Annotated in this window: 21 protein-coding genes; 9 read left to right on the forward strand and 12 right to left on the reverse strand. The window is 61.3% G+C overall.

What is annotated here, in order from left to right; genetic code table 11:
- The first annotated feature begins 27 nt into the window (after positions 1-27).
- From lpdA to AB8A27_RS24665, 3 genes are read left to right on the forward strand one after another with little or no spacing between them, the layout of a single operon-like run.
- Positions 28-1,431, forward strand: a complete 1,404-nt coding sequence (lpdA, locus tag AB8A27_RS24655; RefSeq protein ID WP_441245013.1) for a dihydrolipoyl dehydrogenase — start codon at positions 28-30, stop codon at positions 1,429-1,431.
- 38 nt (positions 1,432-1,469) lie between these two features.
- Complete coding sequence (locus AB8A27_RS24660) at positions 1,470-2,000, forward strand: hypothetical protein (protein WP_441245014.1); 531 nt, start codon at positions 1,470-1,472, stop codon at positions 1,998-2,000.
- Between the two features lie 27 nt (positions 2,001-2,027).
- Positions 2,028-2,921: an alpha/beta fold hydrolase gene (locus AB8A27_RS24665; RefSeq protein WP_441245015.1), complete on the forward strand. Its 894-nt coding sequence runs from the start codon at positions 2,028-2,030 to the stop codon at positions 2,919-2,921.
- 4 nt (positions 2,922-2,925) lie between these two features.
- Here the strand turns inward: AB8A27_RS24665 and AB8A27_RS24670 are convergent, their stop codons facing one another.
- The 3 genes from AB8A27_RS24670 to AB8A27_RS24680 form a co-directional block, all read right to left on the reverse strand.
- The gene (locus AB8A27_RS24670) at positions 2,926-3,516 is read right to left on the reverse strand and encodes a DUF4337 domain-containing protein (protein ID WP_092141092.1); all 591 of its coding nucleotides are present in this window, start codon (positions 3,514-3,516) and stop codon (positions 2,926-2,928) included.
- 101 nt (positions 3,517-3,617) lie between these two features.
- Positions 3,618-4,616 (reverse strand): tyrosine recombinase XerC, encoded by a 999-nt coding sequence (locus AB8A27_RS24675; protein ID WP_441244165.1) that lies wholly within the window; start codon positions 4,614-4,616, stop codon positions 3,618-3,620.
- An 84-nt stretch (positions 4,617-4,700) separates the two neighbouring features.
- On the reverse strand, positions 4,701-5,333 hold the full coding sequence (locus AB8A27_RS24680; RefSeq protein WP_441244166.1) for a carboxymuconolactone decarboxylase family protein: 633 nt from the start codon (positions 5,331-5,333) through the stop codon (positions 4,701-4,703).
- 147 nt (positions 5,334-5,480) lie between these two features.
- Between AB8A27_RS24680 and AB8A27_RS24685 the strand changes: the two genes are divergently transcribed.
- Entirely contained in the window at positions 5,481-7,679 is a 2,199-nt protein-coding gene (locus tag AB8A27_RS24685) for a primosomal protein N' (RefSeq protein ID WP_441244167.1), read from the forward strand.
- Positions 7,680-7,867: 188 nt separating this feature from the next.
- Here the strand turns inward: AB8A27_RS24685 and AB8A27_RS24690 are convergent, their stop codons facing one another.
- Positions 7,868-8,359, reverse strand: coding sequence for a septal ring lytic transglycosylase RlpA family protein (locus AB8A27_RS24690; RefSeq protein ID WP_441244168.1), 492 nt, complete (start codon positions 8,357-8,359; stop codon positions 7,868-7,870).
- A gap of 701 nt (positions 8,360-9,060) precedes the next feature.
- Here AB8A27_RS24690 and AB8A27_RS24695 point away from each other — a divergent pair.
- The 5 genes from AB8A27_RS24695 (at position 9,061) to AB8A27_RS24715 (ending at position 14,198) form a co-directional block, all read left to right on the forward strand.
- Positions 9,061-9,621: a F0F1 ATP synthase subunit delta gene (locus tag AB8A27_RS24695; RefSeq protein ID WP_441244169.1), complete on the forward strand. Its 561-nt coding sequence runs from the start codon at positions 9,061-9,063 to the stop codon at positions 9,619-9,621.
- Positions 9,621-11,153: a F0F1 ATP synthase subunit alpha gene (atpA, locus tag AB8A27_RS24700; RefSeq protein ID WP_092141082.1), complete on the forward strand. Its 1,533-nt coding sequence runs from the start codon at positions 9,621-9,623 to the stop codon at positions 11,151-11,153. The genes AB8A27_RS24695 and atpA overlap by 1 nt, the downstream gene beginning before the upstream one ends.
- A gap of 121 nt (positions 11,154-11,274) precedes the next feature.
- Complete coding sequence (locus AB8A27_RS24705; RefSeq protein ID WP_092141080.1) at positions 11,275-12,150, forward strand: F0F1 ATP synthase subunit gamma; 876 nt, start codon at positions 11,275-11,277, stop codon at positions 12,148-12,150.
- 76 nt (positions 12,151-12,226) lie between these two features.
- Positions 12,227-13,669 carry a F0F1 ATP synthase subunit beta gene (gene atpD / locus AB8A27_RS24710; RefSeq protein WP_441244170.1) on the forward strand — a complete coding sequence of 481 codons (1,443 nt, stop codon included), beginning with the start codon at positions 12,227-12,229 and terminating at the stop codon, positions 13,667-13,669.
- Positions 13,670-13,790: 121 nt separating this feature from the next.
- Positions 13,791-14,198 (forward strand): F0F1 ATP synthase subunit epsilon, encoded by a 408-nt coding sequence (locus tag AB8A27_RS24715; RefSeq protein ID WP_441244171.1) that lies wholly within the window; start codon positions 13,791-13,793, stop codon positions 14,196-14,198.
- Between the two features lie 43 nt (positions 14,199-14,241).
- On the opposite strand, the gene AB8A27_RS24720 is transcribed toward AB8A27_RS24715, so the two are convergent.
- The 8 genes from AB8A27_RS24720 to AB8A27_RS24755 all read right to left on the reverse strand — a co-directional run bounded on the left by AB8A27_RS24720 (position 14,242) and on the right by AB8A27_RS24755 (position 21,422).
- Positions 14,242-14,736, reverse strand: a complete 495-nt coding sequence (locus tag AB8A27_RS24720) for an RNA pyrophosphohydrolase (RefSeq protein ID WP_441244172.1) — start codon at positions 14,734-14,736, stop codon at positions 14,242-14,244.
- A gap of 7 nt (positions 14,737-14,743) precedes the next feature.
- Positions 14,744-15,247, reverse strand: a complete 504-nt coding sequence (locus tag AB8A27_RS24725; protein WP_092141072.1) for an RNA pyrophosphohydrolase — start codon at positions 15,245-15,247, stop codon at positions 14,744-14,746.
- Between the two features lie 81 nt (positions 15,248-15,328).
- Positions 15,329-16,537 carry a divergent polysaccharide deacetylase family protein gene (locus AB8A27_RS24730; RefSeq protein WP_441244173.1) on the reverse strand — a complete coding sequence of 403 codons (1,209 nt, stop codon included), beginning with the start codon at positions 16,535-16,537 and terminating at the stop codon, positions 15,329-15,331.
- A 146-nt stretch (positions 16,538-16,683) separates the two neighbouring features.
- The gene (locus tag AB8A27_RS24735) at positions 16,684-18,060 is read right to left on the reverse strand and encodes a S41 family peptidase (RefSeq protein ID WP_441244174.1); all 1,377 of its coding nucleotides are present in this window, start codon (positions 18,058-18,060) and stop codon (positions 16,684-16,686) included.
- Positions 18,057-19,400 (reverse strand): murein hydrolase activator EnvC family protein, encoded by a 1,344-nt coding sequence (locus AB8A27_RS24740; RefSeq protein ID WP_441245016.1) that lies wholly within the window; start codon positions 19,398-19,400, stop codon positions 18,057-18,059. The genes AB8A27_RS24735 and AB8A27_RS24740 overlap by 4 nt, the downstream gene beginning before the upstream one ends.
- Positions 19,401-19,502: 102 nt before the next feature.
- Positions 19,503-19,985 carry a 23S rRNA (pseudouridine(1915)-N(3))-methyltransferase RlmH gene (gene rlmH, locus AB8A27_RS24745; protein WP_441244175.1) on the reverse strand — a complete coding sequence of 161 codons (483 nt, stop codon included), beginning with the start codon at positions 19,983-19,985 and terminating at the stop codon, positions 19,503-19,505.
- 60 nt (positions 19,986-20,045) lie between these two features.
- Positions 20,046-20,420, reverse strand: a complete 375-nt coding sequence (gene rsfS / locus AB8A27_RS24750) for a ribosome silencing factor (protein WP_441245017.1) — start codon at positions 20,418-20,420, stop codon at positions 20,046-20,048.
- A 372-nt stretch (positions 20,421-20,792) separates the two neighbouring features.
- Positions 20,793-21,422: a nicotinate-nucleotide adenylyltransferase gene (locus AB8A27_RS24755; protein ID WP_441244176.1), complete on the reverse strand. Its 630-nt coding sequence runs from the start codon at positions 21,420-21,422 to the stop codon at positions 20,793-20,795.
- Positions 21,423-21,451: the final 29 nt, after the last annotated feature.

A 21,451-nucleotide genomic window follows, 5' to 3' on the forward strand; every position in this document is an offset into this window, starting at 1 on the left:
AACATCCAGAAGAAAATACAGGACTACATCATGGCTTACGACCTCGTTGTTATCGGCACCGGCCCCGGTGGCTATGTCTGCGCGATCCGCGCGGCGCAGCTCGGCATGAAGGTCGCCGTCGTTGAGAAGAACAGCACGCTTGGCGGCACCTGCCTGAACATTGGCTGCATGCCCTCGAAGGCTTTGCTCTATTCGTCGGAGCTTTTTGAGGAAGCCGGCCACTCCTTCGCCAAGATGGGCATCAAGGTGTCTGCCCCGGCGCTCGATCTTCCCGCGCTGATGAACTTCAAGCAGCAGGGCATCGACGGCAACGTCAAGGGCGTCGAATTCCTGATGAAGAAGAACAAGATCGACGTCGTGATGGGCACCGGCCGTGTGCTCGGCACCGGCAAGGTCGAGGTCACCGGCGCTGACGGCAAAGCCCAGACGCTGGAGACCAAGAACATCGTCATCGCCACCGGTTCGGATGTCGCCAAGCTGAAGGGCATCGAGATCGACGAGAAGCGCATCGTGTCGTCGACCGGCGCGCTGTCGCTCGACAAGGTCCCGGGCAAGCTGATCGTGGTCGGCGCCGGCGTGATCGGGCTCGAACTCGGTTCGGTGTGGCGCCGCCTCGGCGCCGAAGTCACCGTGGTGGAATTCCTCGATCGTATCCTGCCGGGCATGGACGGCGAAGTCGCCAAGCAGTTCCAGCGCATGCTCGAGAAGCAGGGCATGTCGTTCAAGCTCGGCGCCAAGGTCACCGGCGTGGATACGTCGGGCAAGACGCTGAAGGCGCAGATCGAGCCGGCAGCAGGCGGTGCGGCAGAATCGCTCGAAGCCGATGTGATCCTCGTCGCGATCGGCCGCGTGGCTTACACCGAAAAGCTCGGTCTCAAGGAAGCCGGCGTCGAGCTCGACGAGCGCGGCCGCGTCAAGATCGATCATCACTTCTCGAGCAATGTGAAGGGTATCTACGCGATCGGCGACGTCGTCGCCGGCCCGATGCTGGCGCACAAGGCGGAAGACGAAGGTGTTGCCTGCGCCGAGATTCTCGCAGGCCAGGCCGGTCATGTGAACTATGACGTGATCCCGGGCGTCGTTTACACCACGCCGGAAGTCGCCGCCGTCGGCAAGACCGAGGAAGAACTCAAGGCTGCCGGTATCGCTTACAATGTCGGCAAGTTCCCGTTCACGGCCAATGGCCGCTCCAAGGTCAACCAGACCACCGATGGTTTCGTGAAGATTCTCGCAGATGCGAAGACCGATCGCGTGCTCGGCGTGCATATGATCGGCCGCGAAGTCGGTGAAATGATTCATGAGGCCTGCGTGCTGATGGAATTCGGCGGTTCCGCCGAAGATCTGGCCCGCACATGCCATGCGCATCCGACCCGCTCCGAGGCGGTGAAGGAAGCGGCATTTGCGGTGGCCAAGCGCGCTATCCATATGTGAGTCACGGCCGGCGCGGCGCCGGCTGGGAGACGAACGTGATGATACGACGCGTGCTGCAACCGCTATGGTTCTTCCTCGCTTTGATCTTCCTGATCGAGGCGTGGCTGTGGGATCATCTCGAACCGGTCGTTGCGCGCGTCGTTGCAGCAATACCGCTGCGCGCTTTCAAGGAATGGCTGGCCGCGAGAATCGCGCGGCTGTCGCCAATGTTGACGCTGGTCGTGTTTGTTGTTCCGGCGATCCTGCTGTTTCCGTTGAAACTGGCCGGCGCCTGGCTGCTCATGCATCAGTATTGGATCAGCGCTTTCGCGCTCATCGTGTTCAGCAAGTTTCTCGGTGTCGGCGTCACCGCGTTCATCTTCGATGTGACACGGCCGAAGCTGTTGCAGATGAACTGGTTTCGGAAGCTCTACGAATTCGTTCTCGACATCCGCCGCCGGGCCGGCGAATTGGTCGCGCCTGTGACTGCAAGAATCAAGGCGACGATGGCGATGTTCCGCTCCAATTCATCATCGCGTTGGATGCGGCTGGTACAACGGCTGCGTCATCGGGCGCATTCGGCGCGGTAGACCGAACGGGAGAGCGACTTGGCTGAGCTGGCACGCATCCAAACTCCCCTTCTCGATATTGCCTATGAACATAGCGGACCGGATGGTGGCTTGCCCGTCCTGCTGATGCACGGGTTTCCCTATGACATCAGAGGCTATGACGACGCCGTCGACATCATCAACGCAGCCGGCTTCCGCACCATCGTGCCCTATCTGCGTGGCTATGGGCCAACGCGGTTTCTTTCCAGCGCGACCATCCGTTCGGGGCAACAGGCCGCGCTTGGACAGGATCTGCTGGAGCTGATGGACGCGCTGCGTACCGGCAAGGCGGTCGTCGCCGGCTATGACTGGGGCGGCCGCGCGGCCTGTGTTGTCTCAGCGCTATGGCCGGAGCGTGTACACGGCCTCGTCAGTTGCACCGGCTACAACATCCAGGACCTGACGAATGCGGCGCGGCCATTCGCGCCTGAGCAGGAAGCGCGGCAATGGTATCAGTATTATTTCCATACTGAACGCGGCCGCAACGGCCTGATCCAGAACCGCGACACACTAGCCAAACTGCTCTGGAAGATGTGGTCACCCAGCTGGTCGTTCGACGACGCGACATTCGAGCGCTCGGCGGCGGCCTTCGACAACGATGACTTCGTTGATGTGGTCGTGCATTCCTACATGCACCGTACCGGCAGCGTCGCCGGCGATCCGAATTATGCTTTCCTGGAAACGCAACTCGCAGCGCAGCCAAGGATCGATGTTCCGACCATTGTGCTGCACGGCGCCGACGACGGCGTGGGGCCGGTGAAAGGTTCGGAGAATCACGGCCAGTATTTTACGGCACACTATGAACGCCGCGTAATCCCGAGCGTGGGCCACAATGTGCCGCAGGAAGCGCCGCGGGAGTTTGCCGATGCGGTCCTGCAGCTCTGCCGGACCGCTTCGACGTAGGTTGCTACATAATATGCACCGCATGTGGCGCGAACAGGCCAATCGCGGTGAAGGCGACGCCGGCAATCGCCAGTGCACCTGATACCCAAGCCAGCGCGATCATGCCGGTGATGATCGTGGCCGATGCCAGAACGATGCCGATCTGGAATGCGGCAGAGGCCACTTCATAGTGATGATACCGCGCCATTGCGAGGTCGCGCGCATGTTCGGCTTCCTTGGCCCGGGCGGCGAGCTGTTCGGAGCCTTCGCCGGTTTCCGGCTCAGAGCGATAGCGATCCGCGGTCTTCTTCCAATCGTCGATCTGCTTGGACAGTGCGGCCTTGGCGGCATCGTCACCCATCAAGCCGAGGCTCAGCCGGGCTTGATCTGACGTCGCCTGAACGACGGTGCGGCGGATACTTTTGGCCTGGAAGAACGCCCAGAGGTTGGACGCCTCGACATTCTTGCTGATGGATTCGGTTTGCGCACCCTTGCCGAGGGTTTCCGAGAACGCCAGAAACAGCGCGATCACGGCAATCAGCAATGCAATATTCTTGTTCGAGCCGGAGGCATGCTCGGCATGCTCCGCGTGCTCCATACTTTCGTGCGCGCCCATCGTAATCCCCTCCGGTTGGTCGATGTGTCGATTTGACCGAACCGCAGCGACTTCGCAAGGGGCAGCTCATGACACTTCTACTACAGCTGGGCTTGCCTGGCCTACGCGCGCGGGTGTGCAGTCTTGTAGACCTCGAACAACCGCTCGGTATCGATGCCGGTATAGATCTGGGTGGTCGACAGTGAGGCGTGGCCAAGCAATTCCTGGATCGCGCGGAGATCACCACCACGCGTCAGCAGATGGGTGGCAAAGGAGTGGCGCAGCGCGTGCGGCGTGGCGCTGTCGGGCAGGCCTAGCGCGCCGCGCATCCGCTCCATGGTCAACTGGATGATCCGAGGACTGAGCGGGCCGCCCCGCGCGCCGACAAACATCGGTCCTTCAGCGGGCAGTGGGTGTGGGCACTGCGCCGCATAGTCGGCGATGAGCTCGAGCACATTATGCAACACGGGTACCATGCGGGTCTTGTTGCCCTTGCCATTGACGATCAGCACGTCACCGGCACCGGGCGCCGGCACGTCGCGCCGCTTGAGGCCAAGCGCCTCGGAGATGCGCAGGCCCGAACCATAGAGCAGCGCCATCACCGCGGCATCGCGTGCCCAGATCCACGGATCGCGATTTTCGCCCGCACGCTCATCCGCATCGGCAAGGCGCTTGGCAGAGGCCATCTGCAGCGGTTTCGGCAGGCTCTTGCCTATTTTGGGCGCGCGAATCGCTGACAGCGCACCGACGGTGCCCTTGCCTTCGCGCTCCAGAAAGCGGCCGAACGACCGCAGACCCGCCAGCGCGCGCATCAGCGAGCGACCGCCAATGTCATCCCCGCGGCGCGCCGCCATGAAGGCACGGACATCGCTGGCTTCCAGTTTGGCGAAACGCGGCAGTGAGACGAGCGCGCCCCAGTGTTCGGCGAGAAATGCCAGAAACTGCCGGACGTCGCGCGTATAGGCCTCCAGCGTCTTCGGCGACAGCCGCCGCTCGGCGCGGAGATGTGACAGCCACCGCGTCATCTGCAGCGAGACATCGGCGTCCGCGCAGATGAGGTCGATCGGCGCTGGCCCACCTGATTTGGCTTCGGCTGGTTTCTTGTCGGAAAGCTTGGCCATCGGGATGCCTTGCAGTTCGCGGAACGCGAACGGGCGGAGATTATCACTCCCCGCTCGTTTCACTTTGGTGAACCGACGGCAGCATCAGTCCGGGAACCGCTTCAGGGGCTCTGCGACACCGGCCGGGAGCCCTGTTCGTGCAGCATTCATGGCCATGGCCAGGAAGGTGTAATAGCCATTGATCCCGAGCAGATCGATGACGCCCTGCTCGCCGAATTTTGCGACGGCCCTGTTCCAGGTCGGGTCACTCACCCGTTTGGTGCGCTGGATCTCGATTGACATGTCGTAGGCAGCCTCTTCGTCCTCGGCCATGCCAACAGGACGCCGACCATCGGCAATCGCATCGGCGATCTCGTTGCGCAGACCCGCCTTGATCGCGATGTCATGGTGGGCAACCCACTCATATTGCTGGGTCCATTCCCGCGCAGTGATCAGGATAATCATTTCGCTGAGCCGCGGTGCCAGCACGCTCTTGAACCTGAGATGATCGCCCATGGCCTTGGCGCGGAGCATCACTTCCGGGCTGCGAATCAACGGCACGAAGGGGCCTCGGACTTCATAGCCGCGCCCGCCGGCGAATTCCTCGGCAGCCTTCTTCTGCGCTTCGGTGTATTTATCGGCCGGGATCGGCGGCATCCGGTCCTGCGCCAGCGCAGGCATTACGACGGCAGAAAACATGACGAATGAGGCGACTGCCCCGGCGAGCCTGTGGCCCATGAAGGGTCTCCCTTTGGCTTATTGTTTTTGCTTCATTGTCGTGGCGGCACATCGGTCATAAGACCGGGCTACCCGGGCCGGCACTGGTCCGGACCGCACCCCGAGCTTAGGTTAGCGGATACTCCAATTCGAGTCTGAATTCCCCTGATGGACGAAGCTGCGCGCACCAAAACATCATCTGGCGTCGTCGACGTGCTGGTGCCGGTCGCGCTGAACCAGGCTTATTCCTATCGCGTGCCACGTGGCCTCGATCTGCAGCCCGGCGATGTCGTCAGCGTGCCGCTTGGCGCCCGCGAGGTGATCGGCGTGGTCTGGGCGGAAAACACCAATCCCGATCCGCGGCTGCACAACCGGCTCAAGGAAGTCGGTGATAAATTCGATGTCCCGCCGCTGAGGCAGGAATTGCGCAGCCTGGTCGACTGGGTGGCGAATTACACGTTGTCGGCGCGCGGCATGGTCATGAAAATGACCCTGCGGATGGGCGAGCATCTCGGCCCGGAGCGGGTGCGCATGGGCGTCCGCCTGGTTGGCGAAGTGCCCAGGCGCATGACTTCGGCACGCGCACGCTTGATCGAGATTCTGTCCGACGGTCTGCTGCACGGGAAGTCCGAAGCCGCCAAGGAAGCCGGCGTCAGCGCCGGCGTGATCGACGGTCTCGTCGATGAAGGCACGCTTGCTATTGAAGCCATGCCCCGCGCGCTACCGCCGCCGGCACCCGATCCCACCTTCGCCGAACCGGACTTTTCGGACGACCAGGCCGTCGCGGCTGAAGCGATGCGGACCTTTGCCGCCAAGGGGGATTTTCACGCCGCTCTGCTCGACGGTGTCACCGGCTCCGGCAAGACCGAGGTGTATTTCGAGGCGGTTGCCGAGGTGATCAAGCGCGGGGAACAGGTGCTCATCCTGATGCCCGAAATCGCGCTGACGGGGCAATTCCTCGAGCGCTTCTCAAAACGCTTCGGCGTGCGGCCACTGGAGTGGCACTCCGAACTGACCCCGCGCACCCGCGCCCGCAACTGGGCGTCGATCGCCAATGGCGAGGCGCATGTCATCGTCGGCGCCCGTTCGGCACTGTTTCTGCCCTATGCGAAGCTCGGCCTGATCATCGTCGATGAAGAGCATGACCAAGCCTACAAGCAGGACGAAGGCGCGCATTACCACGCTCGTGACATGGCCGTGGTGCGGGCATCGATCGCGAAGATCCCGATCGTGCTCGCTTCTGCCACGCCATCGGTCGAGTCCGAGGTCAATGCGCGGAAGGGACGCTACCAGCGCATCGCGCTGCCTTCGCGCTTCGGCGGCCAGCACATGCCGCATATCGAAGCCATTGATCTGCGCCGCGAAGGGCCGATGCGCGGCCGCTTCATCGCACCGCGCCTCGCCGAGAAAATCCAGGTCGCCATAGAGCGCAAGGAACAGGCGCTGCTGTTTCTGAATCGCCGGGGCTATGCGCCGCTGACGCTATGCCGCGGCTGCGGCCACCGCTTCGCCTGCACCATCTGCGATGCCTGGCTGGTCGATCATCGCTTTCGCCAGCGACTGGTCTGTCACCACTGCGGCTTCTCGATGCATCGCCCGCATCAGTGTCCCCATTGTCAGGCTGAGGAATCGCTGGTCGCCGTCGGTCCGGGCGTCGAGCGGCTGCAAGAGGAAGCAGCAAGCCTGTTTCCGAATGCGCGCACCATGGTGCTGTCGAGCGACCTCATTACGTCGATCGATGCGATGCGGACCGAACTGGCCGAGATCGCCGAAGGCCGTGTCGATGTCATTATCGGCACGCAACTCGTGGCCAAAGGCCATAACTTCCCGCGGCTCAATCTGGTCGGTGTGATCGACGCGGATCTGGGCCTCGGCAATGGCGATCCGCGAGCTGCGGAGCGTACCTATCAGATGCTCAATCAGGTCATCGGACGCGCCGGACGTGAACAGGGACGCGGCGTTGGCTATCTGCAGACCCATCAGCCGGAGCATCCGGTAATGAAGGCGCTGGTGGCAAACGACCGCGAAGCGTTTTACGCCAGCGAGATCGAGGCCCGCGAGCGCGCGGGCTATCCGCCCTTCGGCCGATTGGCGAGCTTGATCATCTCAGGCGGCGACCGGCCAACCACCGAGGGCTATGCGCGCAAACTCGCCGCCGTAGCACCGATCGATGAGCGCATCATGGTGCTCGGCCCGGCCGAAGCACCGCTCGCCGTCATCAAAGGTCGCTATCGCTTCCGACTGCTGGTGAAGTCGGCGCGCAATGTCGACCTGTCGCACTATCTCCGCGACTGGCTGGCGCATGGCCCGAAACCGACAGGCAACCTCAAGCTCGAAGTCGATGTCGACCCGCAGAGCTTTCTTTGAGCTTCTTCATTCGGAGCGCTCGCTGTTGTGCGCGAACCCGGAATGACGGTGTGAACTGACAACGCAAAAACAAAAAAGCCTGCTGTCTTTTGATGACAGCAGGCTCTTTTACTCAACGCTTACTCTACTCGATACACACACAACGCTACTGAACTTGAAAGATCAGAAACGCGACGCGTTAGTCTTGCTTACATGACTTCCGCGACGACGCGGCCGACGCCACGGCCGGTCAAACCTATCGCGCTGGCTGCGCCTTTCGACAGGTCGAGTACGCGGCCACGGATGAACGGCCCGCGATCGTTGACGGTGACGACAACGCTGCGACCTCCATGGGTAACGCGCAGCTTGGTGCCGAACGGCAGCGAACGATGCGCGGCAGTCATCGCATTCTGATTGAAGCGCTGACCCGACGCGGTGCGGCTGCCTGACTCATTGCCGTAATAGGACGCAACACCCGAGAAGCTACGACCGCCCGTCGACGGAGCGATCGACGCGTTGGCATCGAACAGCGACGGCTGGCTGGCCTGACGAGCGTGATGCTTGTGATGATGGCGATGGTGCCGGGATTTGGCCGAAGCCTCTGAAACAGTTCCCCCGAGAACAAGAGCGGCAGTCATGACAGCGATTGCCGTACGCGGCCGAGCGATAGCGCCCAGCGTCGATTTTCCGTAACGCAGCATAAGGTGTTGTCCCTCAGACAGTATTGCCACAATTGTGGCAAGTGGACCCCCGTCCCAATTTCACTGGCTGAGCGTTTGACGACGTAATGAGGCGTAAAATGGGCAACACAATCGTTCCATGACCAGATGAAATATCTTGTGATGGAACAAAACATGGCTAATGAGCCGCTTTAATAATTTATTAACTATTTAATATACTATCTATTACATAACTATACTGAATAGCGAAGTGATCGTTGCGCATGGATAGCATTCGGTAAGTAAATCTTAAGCAGTCGGCCGCGGCGACCTGCAACGCAGCGGCCAACGCCCCCAGCGAAGCCTTCGGCATGCCGTTGCGACTTGGACGGCAATGTGGCTCGCACAGCACTCGAAAATCGCCACCCTGTGCCGTCATGCGGAATTAGAAATTCCGCCTCGGAGGCAAGCAGCAAGGCGCGTCGTCAGGACGCCCATCAAGCGTCCACCTCCCTGAAATGATTCTTTGCGAAGGCCTGCGACAAGGCATCATCAAACGCTTTCGTCGCGTTGCACCCGCGCGCGGGCTATGTTAGCAAAGCCGCGATTTGAACGGGTCACGACATTTTGTTGTGACCCAAAAATCGAAGTCCCGCTTGAATTCCAAGGACTTGGATCGCTAGGCGCCACATTCAGGCGATGGTTATTCCCTTGCGAATTTGACAGCCTGAAGAGCGCAATTCGTGGCAGCAGAAGATCCGTCGGTTTCGGGAATGTCCGGTCGTTATGCAACGGCTCTGTTTGAGCTGGCGCGTGACGCAAAATCCGTCGATGCGGTGAAGGCCGATCTCGACAAATTCGTAGCGATGCTGGCCGACAGCGCCGATCTGGCGCGACTGGTTCGCAGCCCGGTGTTCTCGGCAGAGATCCAGGGCAAGGCCCTCGCTTCGGTTCTGGAGAAGGCCGGAATTACCGGCATCACCGCCAACTTCCTCAAGGTCCTCACCGCCAACCGCCGCCTGTTCGCCGTTGGCGATGTGGTGCGCGGTTTCAATGCACTGGTAGCCAAGTTCAAGGGCGAAGCTACGGCTGACGTCACCGTCGCCGAGCCGCTCAGTGACAAGAATCTCGACGCTCTCAAGACCGCGCTGAAATCAGTGACGGGCAAGGACGTCGCGCTCAACGTGAAAGTCGATCCGTCCATCATCGGCGGGCTTGTCGTCAAGCTCGGCAGCCGCATGGTGGACAGCTCGCTTCGCACCAAACTCAACTCGATCAAGCACTCGATGAAAGAGGCAGGCTGATGGACATCCGCGCCGCAGAAATTTCCGCGATCCTCAAAGACCAGATCAAGAATTTCGGCCAGGAAGCTGAAGTTTCCGAAGTCGGACAGGTATTGTCCGTCGGCGACGGCATTGCCCGCGTCTACGGCCTCGACAACGTCCAGGCTGGTGAAATGGTCGAATTCGAGAACGGCACCCGCGGTATGGCGCTGAACCTCGAAACCGACAACGTCGGTGTCGTTATTTTCGGCGCTGACCGCGAAATTAAAGAAGGCCAGACCGTCAAGCGCACCCGTTCGATCGTGGACGCGCCGGTTGGCAAGGGTTTGCTCGGCCGCGTCGTTGACGCGCTCGGCAATCCGATCGATGGTAAGGGTCCGATCCAGGCCGACAAGCGTATGCGCGTCGACGTTAAGGCGCCGGGCATCATTCCGCGCAAGTCGGTCAACGAGCCGATGGCAACCGGCTTGAAGTCGGTCGACGCCCTGATCCCGGTCGGCCGTGGCCAGCGCGAGCTGATCATCGGTGACCGTCAGACCGGCAAGACCGCAATCGCGCTCGACACCATCCTGAACCAGAAGTCGCTGAACGGCGCGGGTGCTCCCGAGAGCCAGAAGCTGTACTGCGTGTACGTCGCCGTTGGTCAGAAGCGCTCGACTGTCGCTCAGTTCGTGAAGGTGCTCGAAGAGCAGGGTGCGATGGAATACTCCGTCGTCATCGCTGCGACCGCTTCCGATCCGGCTCCGATGCAGTATATCGCGCCGTTCACCGGCTGCACGATCGGCGAATTCTTCCGCGACAACGGCATGCACGCCGTTATCATCTATGACGATCTCTCGAAGCAGGCCGTTGCTTACCGTCAGATGTCGCTGCTGCTGCGTCGTCCGCCGGGCCGCGAAGCTTATCCGGGCGACGTGTTCTATCTTCACTCGCGTCTGCTTGAGCGCGCTGCGAAGCTCAACGATTCCCAGGGCAATGGTTCGCTGACGGCTCTGCCGGTCATCGAAACCCAGGCCAACGACGTGTCGGCCTACATCCCGACCAACGTTATTTCGATCACCGACGGTCAGATCTTCCTTGAAACCGATCTGTTCTTCCAGGGCATCCGTCCTGCCGTGAACGTCGGTCTGTCCGTGTCGCGCGTCGGCTCCGCCGCGCAGACCAAGGCGATGAAGAAGGTCGCCGGCAAGATCAAAGGCGAGCTCGCCCAGTACCGCGAAATGGCTGCATTCGCGCAGTTCGGCTCGGACCTCGACGCTTCGACCCAGCGCCTGCTGAACCGCGGCGCACGTCTGACTGAACTCCTGAAGCAGCCGCAATTCTCGCCGCTGAAGATGGAAGAGCAGGTTTGCGTGATCTGGGCCGGCACCAACGGCTATCTCGACGCGCTGCCGGTCAGCAAGGTTCGGGGCTTCGAAGATGGTCTGCTGTCGCTGCTGCGCGGCAAGAACGTCGAGATCCTCAACGCGATCCGCGACAGCCGCGATCTCAAGGATGACGTTGCCGCCCAGCTCAAGGCCGTCGTCGAAGGCTTCGCGAAGACCTACGCTTAATATTGCCAATGAATGGCCGGCTCATGCCGGCCATTCGCGTTGATGTCCGGCACGAGGTCGGACGTTTCGAACGAGAGGTTCGCGATCAGCTGATTGGCTAGATCGCCGGGGTGGACTGAGAATGGCCTCACTTAAAGACATGCGTGTCCGCATCGCCTCAACCAAGGCGACGCAGAAGATTACCAAGGCGATGCAGATGGTTGCAGCATCGAAACTGCGCCGTGCGCAGACTGCTGCCGAAGCTGCACGTCCTTATGCCGAGAAGATGGATGCGGTGATCGCCAGCATCGCCAGTGCGACCACACCGGGCACCGGTCCGGCGCTGTTGGTTGGTACCGGCAAGGATCAGGTTCACCTGCTGCTGGTCTGCACCGGCGAGCGTGGCCTGTCCGGCGCCTTCAACTCCTCGATCGTCCGCTTGGCGCGCGAACGTGCGCTGGCGCTGATGAACCAGGGCAAAGAGGTCAAGTTCTTCTGCGTCGGCCGCAAGGGTTACGAGCAGCTGCGCCGCAACTTCGACAAGCAGATCGTCGGTCATATCGAACTGCGTTCCGTGCGTCAGCTTGGCTTCGTCAATGCCGATGATATCGCCAAGAAAGTTCTGGCTCTCTTCAATGACGGTCAGTTCGACGTTTGCACGCTGTTCTATTCGCGTTTCAAGTCGGTGATCTCGCAGGTCCCGACCGCCCAGCAGATCATTCCGCTGGAAGTCGCAGCGCCTGCTGCCAATGCCGGCCCGACGCCGACCTATGAATACGAGCCCGCCGAGGATGAGATCCTTGACGGCCTGCTGCCGCGCAATCTCGCGGTGCAGATTTTCCGCGCGCTGCTGGAGAACAATGCTTCGTTCTACGGTGCGCAGATGAGTTCGATGGACAACGCCACGCGCAATGCCGGCGACATGATCCGCAAGCAAACACTGATCTACAACCGCACCCGCCAGGCGATGATTACGAAGGAGCTGATCGAAATCATCTCCGGCGCCGAGGCGATCTAACAGCAATAATCCGGTCTACCCGACCGCCGTTCAAGTTTCGGACTTCAGAGTCCTTGAGGTTTAAGGAGAAGTTTTCATGGCTAGCCCCGCCAACCAGACCGGACGTATCACACAGGTCATCGGCGCCGTCGTCGACGTGCAGTTCGAAGGTTACCTGCCCGCCATTCTGAACGCGATCGAGACCAAGAACGGCAACAACCGCCTGGTTCTCGAAGTCGCCCAGCATCTCGGTGAATCGACCGTCCGCACCATCGCGATGGACACCACCGAAGGTCTGGTCCGTGGCCAGGAAGTCACCGACACTGGTTCGCCGATCAAGGTGCCGGTGGGTGTTGGCACCCTCGGCCGCATCATGAACGTGATCGGCGAGCCGATCGATGAAGCCGGCGCGATCGATGCCGAAGGCGTTCGTCCGATCCACGCTGAAGCACCGCTCTACACCGACCAGTCGACCGAGGCTGAAATTCTCGTCACCGGCATCAAGGTCGTCGACCTGCTCGCGCCTTACGCCAAGGGCGGTAAGATCGGCCTGTTCGGCGGCGCCGGCGTCGGCAAGACCGTTCTCATTCAGGAACTGATCAACAACGTCGCCAAGGCGCACGGTGGTTACTCGGTGTTCGCCGGTGTCGGCGAGCGTACCCGTGAAGGTAACGATCTGTATCACGAGTTCATCGAGTCCAAGGTGAACGCCGATCCGCACAACCCGGATCCGTCCGTGAAGTCGAAGTGCGCTCTCGTGTTCGGCCAGATGAACGAGCCTCCCGGCGCCCGCGCCCGCGTCGCGCTGTCGGGTCTGACCGTCGCCGAGCACTTCCGCGATCAGGGCCAGGACGTGCTGTTCTTCGTCGACAACATCTTCCGCTTCACCCAGGCAGGTTCGGAAGTGTCCGCTCTGCTCGGCCGTATTCCTTCGGCGGTGGGTTATCAGCCGACGCTTGCGACCGACATGGGCGCTCTGCAGGAGCGCATCACCACCACGCATAAGGGTTCGATCACCTCGGTGCAGGCCATTTACGTTCCGGCCGACGACTTGACCGACCCGGCACCTGCCACCTCGTTCGCCCACTTGGACGCAACGACCGTTTTGAACCGTGCGATCTCGGAAAAGGGCATCTATCCGGCAGTGGATCCGCTCGACTCGACGTCGCGCATGCTGTCCCCGCTGGTCGTTGGCGAAGAGCACTATCAGACGGCGCGTATGGTTCAGCAGGTGCTGCAGAAGTACAAGTCGCTGCAGGACATCATCGCCATTCTCGGCATGGATGAACTGTCGGAAGAGGACAAGCTTGCCGTGGCCCGCGCCCGCAAGATCGAGCGCTTCTTGTCGCAGCCGTTCCACGTCGCTGAAATCTTCACTGGCTCGCCGGGCAAGTTCGTCGAGCTCGCCGACACCATCAAGGGTTTCCGCGCAATCGTCGAAGGCAAGTACGATCACCTGCCGGAAGCGGCCTTCTACATGGTCGGCGCGATCGAAGAAGCCGTCGAGAAGGGCAAGAAGCTGGCTGCTGAAGCCGCTTAAGCAAAAGGGTATTGCCGCTGTCGGGCTCAGCCCGACAGCGGACTTGATTGTTCCGACTGCAGATTCTGACTGATAGACCGCGGACCGAGTTCGCGGGTGACAGCCAAGAGAGTAGCTACCGATGGCCACGTTCCACTTCGATCTCGTCTCGCCGGAAAAGCTCGCTTTCGCGGGCCAAGTCGATCAGGTCGATATCCCCGGCGTCGCTGGCGATCTCGGCGTGATGGCCGGTCACGCACCGCTGGTGGCAGCACTTCGTCCAGGCATCATGGTCGTCAAGGCCGGCGGCACCCAGCAGAAGATCATCGTGCTCGGCGGCATCGCCGAAGTGTCCGACAAGGGCCTTACCGTGCTGGCTGAGGTCGCAACGTCGATAGAAGAGCTCGACCGTGAAGCTTTCGCGAGCCAGATCGCCGAGATGGAAGAAAAGCTGGCCGAGAAGGAAGGCTCCGCGCTGGATCGCGCCATCGAGCGCATCGACCACTTCAAGGTCATCCAGCAGCACGTCACATCGACGGCGATGCACTAAGCGCTATAGCCCGGATAGCGCTTCGTTTCGTCAGGGCTTCGGTTCAGACAAATTTCGCGAAACTCTCGGCCACGGCGCGATAGACCTCGCGCCGAAAGGGCACCACGAGGTCTGCGACGCGATCCAGCCGCTCCCAGCGCCAGGCGTCGAATTCAGCCGGCTGACCGTTGCGTGGCGTCAGCGGATCGACTTCAGCGTCATCCCCGGTGAATTTCAGCGCAAACCACTTCTGCCGCTGCCCGCGGAACTGCGCAAAGCGATGACCGGGATTCTCGAACGGGATGAAGTCGTAGGTCATCCAGCCGGTCTCGCCGAGATAGTCGGCATGGCTGACGCCCGTCTCTTCCCATAATTCGCGCATCACGGCGACGCGAGGATCTTCATCGGGATCGATCCCACCCTGAGGCATCTGCCATTCCAGGCCCGGCAGGATGATCTCCGGCCCATCATCCTTGAAACGGCGACCGATCAGAACTTTGCCGTCGGCATTGAACAATGCGACGCCCACATTGGGGCGATAGGGGCGGTTGTCCGTCATTCCGACGCTAGCCGTCCGCCAGACCGGCGAATTCCTTCACCACCCGCTCATAGACGGGGCGCTTGAACGGCACGATCAACTGCGGAAGGTTCTTCATCGGCTCCCAGCGCCAATTGATGAACTCGGCCTTGTGGCCCCCCGGTGGATGCGTGACGTTGATTTCCTTGTCGTCGCCGGTGAAACGCACCGCAAACCACTTCTGGCGCTGGCCGCGATAGCGACCCTTCCAGGCCCGCCCGGCCACCGTACGGGGAATGTCGTAGATCAGCCAATCCGGCACTTCGCCAAGCTTCTCGACCGATTGGACACTGGTTTCTTCATAGAGCTCGCGCTTGGCGGCCTCCCAGGTGTCCTCACCGGGATCGACGCCGCCCTGCGGCATCTGCCAGACATGCATGTCATCGACATGCTCGATACCACCGGCACGTCGGCCGATAAAGACGAGCCCTTGCGGGTTGATCAGCATCATTCCGACGCAAGTTCGATAGGGCAGGTCTTCGTAGCGCGCCATTCCGTCAATGCCTCTTGCGTCCGTTCGAGCACTCTTTACGCAGCAATTCGACTGTGCCGAATTCACCCTAGCCCAAAGACGCTAGCTTGATTTTGATTTCAGCATCGCGGTTGTCAATGGCACCAGCATGACCCCGCGGCTTTCAAGGGTTTTCGCCCAGGCGCTGATACGTTCGATCGAGATCGGCAGGGCCGAAGCGACGCCAACAGCCACACCGCGCTCCTTGGCCAGCCCCTCGAGCCGCGCCAGCGCCTTGTCGATATCTGCGGAGGTCGGCACCGCATCGATGGTAACATCGGAACGTGCGAAGGACATACCCTGCCCCTCGGCCGCTGCCGCGGCAACGCTGCGCGGCGTCGAGCCATCGTCGAACAATGCCAGCCCCCGCTTGCTGGCCTCGCGCGCGATGGGCTGCATGGCGGTGTCCGTAGCGATAAACCTTGCACCCATGAAGTTGGCGACCCCGACATAGCCCTGGAAGCGGCTCATATGCCACATCATGCGATCGAGGTTCTGCTCGGCCGTAGCCGAGGACAACAGCGTCTGCGGGCCGGGATCGTTGTCGGGATAGTCGAACGGTTCCATCGGCAGCTGCAGCAGCACCTCGTGGCGCTGCGCACGTGCGCGTTCGACCAGCTTGCCGGGATCCGAGCCATAGGGCGTGAAGCCCAGCGTGACCGCCGGCGGCAGCTTCATGATGGCATCGGTGGTCTTGGCTGCACCAACGCCGAGGCCGCCAATGACGATGGAAATGCTCGGCATCTTCATCGCCCTGGCGCGCTCGGCTTCAGAGCCGGCGGCATAGGCCGTCATCGGCTTCAGCGCACCGATCGCGATCGGCACCATACCGTGGCGAGATTTCTCCAGCAGTTTCTGATCAATCCCCGTCATGACCGGCGGCGGTGCATCGACCGCGGCGCTATCCGCCCCCTCGCTGGACACCACGACGTCCTTACGGGCACCGCTGGAACCGTCGATGATGGTAATGGTCTTCTGGCCGGGAGCCTCAGGCGCCTTGGCCGTCTCCGGCGTACCGTGCTTGATCTCGACCGGCGGCTTGACGGCGGCCTTCTCATCATCGGCCGTGGCAGGTGCCTTGATCGCTACGCGCGCTACCGGCTCGCCGCCCATCGGGTTGTTATTGAAAATGGCAACACCGAGAAAGCCGAGCAGCAGCAAGGCGAAGATCGTGGCAAGCGCCTGCGTTCCGGAAAAAGGAAGCCGGAACTGACGCTTACGCTTCGATTTCTGTCCAAGCGGGGCGCTTAGATCGTCCGCCGACACTGCCATGGATCCCCCGAATCACCCGACCGGACAATAACACGCCCGGTCATGGCCACGGCAGCCGGAAGGGCATCGGATCCCTTTGAGAGGATTCCAACAAAAAGGGCGGCCCGAAGGCCGCCCGTTCCGCAGAATTGATGCGTACTCGCCGATCAGTTCGGCTTGGCGGCCGGCTTATCGTCTGCCGGCTTGTCCGCAGCAGCAGCGGCTCCCGGCGGCGGCGTGATGATTGCGTTCGACGTCACCTTGATGCCATGAAGCAAATCAGCAGCGGCCTTCAGCGCCTTGTCATTCTTGGCATCCGGCGGCACGTAGGACTGCGAACCGGTCTTCTCGTCGCCATCGTTCTTGAGATGGCCACGGAGCGAAGCCTCGCCCTTGATGTCGCGGGACTTCAACTCGTCCGGCACGTCCTGCACGATCTCGATGTCCGGAACGATGCCCTTGGCCTGGATCGACTTGCCCGACGGCGTGAAGTAACGCGCGGTGGTCAGACGCAGCGCACCGTTGCCGGAGCCCAGCGGGATGATGGTCTGCACCGAGCCCTTGCCGAACGAGCGCGTACCGATGGTGGTCGCACGCTTGTGATCCTGCAGCGCGCCGGCAACGATTTCCGATGCCGAAGCCGAACCGCCATTGATCAGCACGACCACCGGCTTGCCCTTGGTCAGATCGCCAGCATGCGCTGTGCGACGCTGGGTTTCCTCAGCGTTACGACCACGGGTCGAGACGATCTCGCCGCGCTCGAGGAACGCGTCGGAAACGGTGACGGCTTCTTCGAGCAGACCGCCCGGATTGTTGCGGAGGTCGATGATGTAACCCTTGATCTTGTCAGCACCGATCGCCGCGGTCTGTGCCGCGATCTCGCGCTTCAGACCTTCGGTGGTCTGCTCGTTGAAGGTGGTGATGCGGATGTAAGCAATATCGTCGCTTTCAACGCGGGCGCGCACCGAACGGACGCGGATGTTGTCACGCACGAGGGTGACATCAAGCGGATTGTCCTGGCCCTTGCGGATGATCTTCAGCTTGATCTTGGTATTGACCGGACCGCGCATCTTCTCGACGGCCTGGTTCAAAGTGAGACCCTGCACCGCTTCCTCGTCGAGGCTGGTGATGATGTCGTTGGCCATGATGCCGGCCTTCGATGCCGGGGTATCGTCGATCGGCGACACCACCTTGATCAGGCCGTCTTCCATGGTGACTTCGATGCCGAGGCCGCCGAACTCACCGCGAGTCTGCACCTGCATGTCGCGGAAGCTCTTGGCGTCCATGTAACTGGAATGAGGATCGAGGCCCGTGAGCATGCCGGAGATCGCGGATTCGACCAGTTTGCTATCATCGGGCTTCTCGACGTAGTCGCTGCGGACGCGCTCGAACACGTCACCGAACAGGTTCAGCTGACGATAGGTATCGGACGTCGCGGCGCGGGCGCTCGTGCCCATGAACACGGCGCGTGGCTGAGTCACGAAGAGCGTCAAGGCGGCGCCAGTGGCAGCACTCAGCAGAATTATGGAAGTCTTGCGCATCATCCGCGAACCTTTTCGCCTTCGTTAGCGGCCCACCATGGGCCTGGATCAATGGGAGTCCCGTCCTTACGGAACTCGATATAAAGCACAGGCTGGCTGGCATTGGCCGCAAGGACGGATGCTACCCGGGATGTTGACCCCATGACAGCGATCGGTTCCCCGGTAAGGACGAACTGACCAATGTTCACCGAAATACGCTCCATCCCGGCGATCAAGACATGATACCCGCCCCCAGCGTTGAGGATCAAGAGTTGTCCATAGCTACGGAACGGACCGGAATAAACAACCCAGCCGTCACACGGTGTTGTGACCTGCGCACCGGCCCGTGCGGCCAGTGAAATGCCTTTTTCGACGCCGCCGACGCCATCGGAACCGCCGAAATTGCGAATTTTAACCCCGTTGATCGGAAGTGCGAGCATACCTTTCGCCGAGACAAAGGCGATCGCCGGACTGAGCCGGCCGGGGTCCTTGAAGGCGCCGATATTCGGCTTGCCATTGCTGAGCGCCGCCGGCGTTCCTTGCAGACTGGCGGCAGCGGCTGCCTTCGCCGCGGCCTTGGAGTCCTGCTCCATTTTCGCGATCAGACCCTGCAGACTGTCGACCTGACGGGACAGCGCCAATGCACGCGCGGCTTCCGCTTCCATGTCCTTTTCCGCAGCCGACTGCTGCTTCTGGCGTTCTTCGGTGAAGGACGCGAGGCGCGTCTGGTCTTCCTTGAGCTTGTCGCGATCGCTTGCAAGCTGATCGCGCTCCGTCGAGATCGCCTTGCGTAGATTCACGAGCTCGCTGAGATCAGCCACCAGCTTCTCGGCGCGCTCGCGCATGTCGGGTACGACGGAGCCAAGCAGCATCGCAGTACGCAGCGACTTCAAAGCATCCTCGGGGCGCACGAGCAAGGCAGGCGGCGCACGGCGGCCCGCGCGCTGCAAGGCCGACAGGACCTCGACGATCTCGCCACGGCGCGCTTCCAGAGTACCGCGAATCTGCTGCTCGCGCGCATCCAGCGGACGCAGCCGCGCTTCAGCGTCGTCGATGCGGCCTTCGATGCCGCGTACACGAGCTGCGATATCGATGAGCTGCTGATTGAGCTTGCCGCGATCCTGCCCGATCGCCGCGATATCGGCTTTCAGCTTTGTCTGCAGTTCTGCGGCGCTCTTCTGCTGCGCGCGGATCGCTTCGAGCTCCTGCTCGCGCTGGCGAATGATATCAGGCGATGGCGCATTTGCCTGTTGAACTGGCGCAGCGGTTTGCGCCCGGACCGAGGTCGTCATCAAACCTGCAACAGTGGCAGCTATAAGAGCTGCTGACAGTACCATCATCGACAACGACGATACGCTCGACATCCCGCGGCGAACGGCGGCGTGTTCAAATGGAATGGCCCGCGGTGACAGCATCGTGGTTTCGACAGCGCCTTTTTCCAAACGCGTTAAGCTAAACACCGTGAGCTAAACGCGGTGATATGGGTGGCCAGCCAGAATTGTAGCGGCCCGGTAAATCTGTTCCAGAAGCATGACGCGAACCATTTGATGCGGCCAGGTCGCCGAGCCGAATGCAATGCTCAGTTTGGCTTTGCGCCGCAATTCGGGCGAAAGTCCGTCCGCCCCGCCGATGACAAAAACATAATGTGACACCGATTCGTCCCGTGCCTTGCCAAGATGGCGAGCAAAGCTCGCGCTATCAATGCTGCTGCCGCGCTCGTCCATGGTGACGAGGATGGCCTTATCGGGAATCAGGGCGGCAATCGCCGTGCCCTCCTCGGCCATCCGGGTGGCCGTATCACGGGCCCGGCTTTCCGGAATTTCATGAATCGTCAGGCTACGGAAACCGAGCTTGCGGCCGATATCGTCGAACCGCTCGCGATAGCGTTCGGCGAGTTCGCGTTCCGGCCCCTGCTTGAGCTTGCCGATGGAAATCACGATGAGATGCATCGGCGCAGATTAGCATGCGCCGAGCCGTTTCCCATCGACCGAAGCAGCCATCCGGCTGGGTCAGACCGCCTTCAGGCTGATCCGCGAGTCGTCGGGTGTATTCTGCGTCCATAGACGTTCGATATTGTAGAATTCGCGCACCTCGGGACGGAACACGTGCAGGATCACCTCGCCGGTGTCGATCAGCACCCAATCGCAATTGGTCATGCCTTCGACATGCAGCTTCTTCTGCCCGGCTTCCTTGAGGCCTTTGGCAACATTCTCCGCGACCGCGCCGACATGGCGGTTCGACCGACCGGTGGTCACAACCAGGTAGTCGGAGAATGCCGACTTGCCGCGCAGGTCGATGGTCACCGTTTCCTCCGCCTTCATGTCTTCGAGGCGGGCGAGAACGAGATTGAGCGTTTCGGTCGCGCTGTCACGCACCGCTGCCACCGCAGCTGATTTCTTCGCCGCCTTGGACGAGGCATTGGGCGAGGCAACCTTCTTCGGAATGACAGCCTTCGGTGCGGCTTTTGCGGCAGCAGGTGTCTTGGCTGGAGCCTTCGGCTTTGCGGCTTTGGTTGCGGTCGCCTTTTCAGACGCGGCAGCCTTCTTTACCGAAGCGGGCTTCTTAGGTGAGGCAACCTTGGACGAGGCTTTCTTGGCGCCTGTCTTGGACAATACAGAAGTGGCCAGAGGACCATTCCTTTCACTGTATTGGGACGCCGAATCCGACGCCCGGTGAGATCAAGTATGCATGTGGGAATGCCGGATTCAATATTCCAGCGCCCGCCCTATAACACTTATCGGGCGAGTGTTGTGGAATTACGTCTTCCAGCTGCCATCCGGGTTCCGCAGCCGGGTGGAAGACAGATTCAGCTTCAAACCGGTCAGAAATACCCATGCCGGGGGCTTCAGGTCGGCCAATGACCCAGCGTCCTGCTCCGGTATCCGGTAACGGCCAAGGGCTTGGGCGGCGGTCGACGCCAATCCCTGAAAGCTTTGCGGTGGCCGGTCGATGACCGCAAAGGGCACTTCCCCGGCAATGACCTGCCAGCTCTCCCAGCGGTGAAACTGGGCGAGATTGTCGGCACCCATGATCCAGACAAATCGTGCTTGCGAACATCGACGTCGGAGGTAGCTGATGGTGTCGACAGTATAGCGCGTACCGATGACACTCTCGAGACAGGTGATATCGATGCGCGGGTGATCGGCCATCGCTTCCGCAGCGGCCGCCCGCCCGGCGAGATCGTGCAGATTGCGTTGATCCTTGAGCGGATTGCCCGGCGACACCAACCACCAGATGCGATCAAGCTGCAGCCGCTTCATTGCGAACAGGCTGATGGCCCGATGCGCGGCATGCGGCGGATTGAACGATCCGCCGAGCAGGCCGATCCGCATGCCGGGACTATGTGGCGGTATGCCCTGCGCCGGCGGGACTGAATGCGACTCCAATTCAGTCTCCACGCGCCCACGCACACATC

Origin of the sequence: Tardiphaga sp. 768_D3_N2_1, from assembly GCF_052076105.1 — a bacterium.
Taxonomy (GTDB): Bacteria; Pseudomonadota; Alphaproteobacteria; order Rhizobiales; family Xanthobacteraceae; genus Tardiphaga.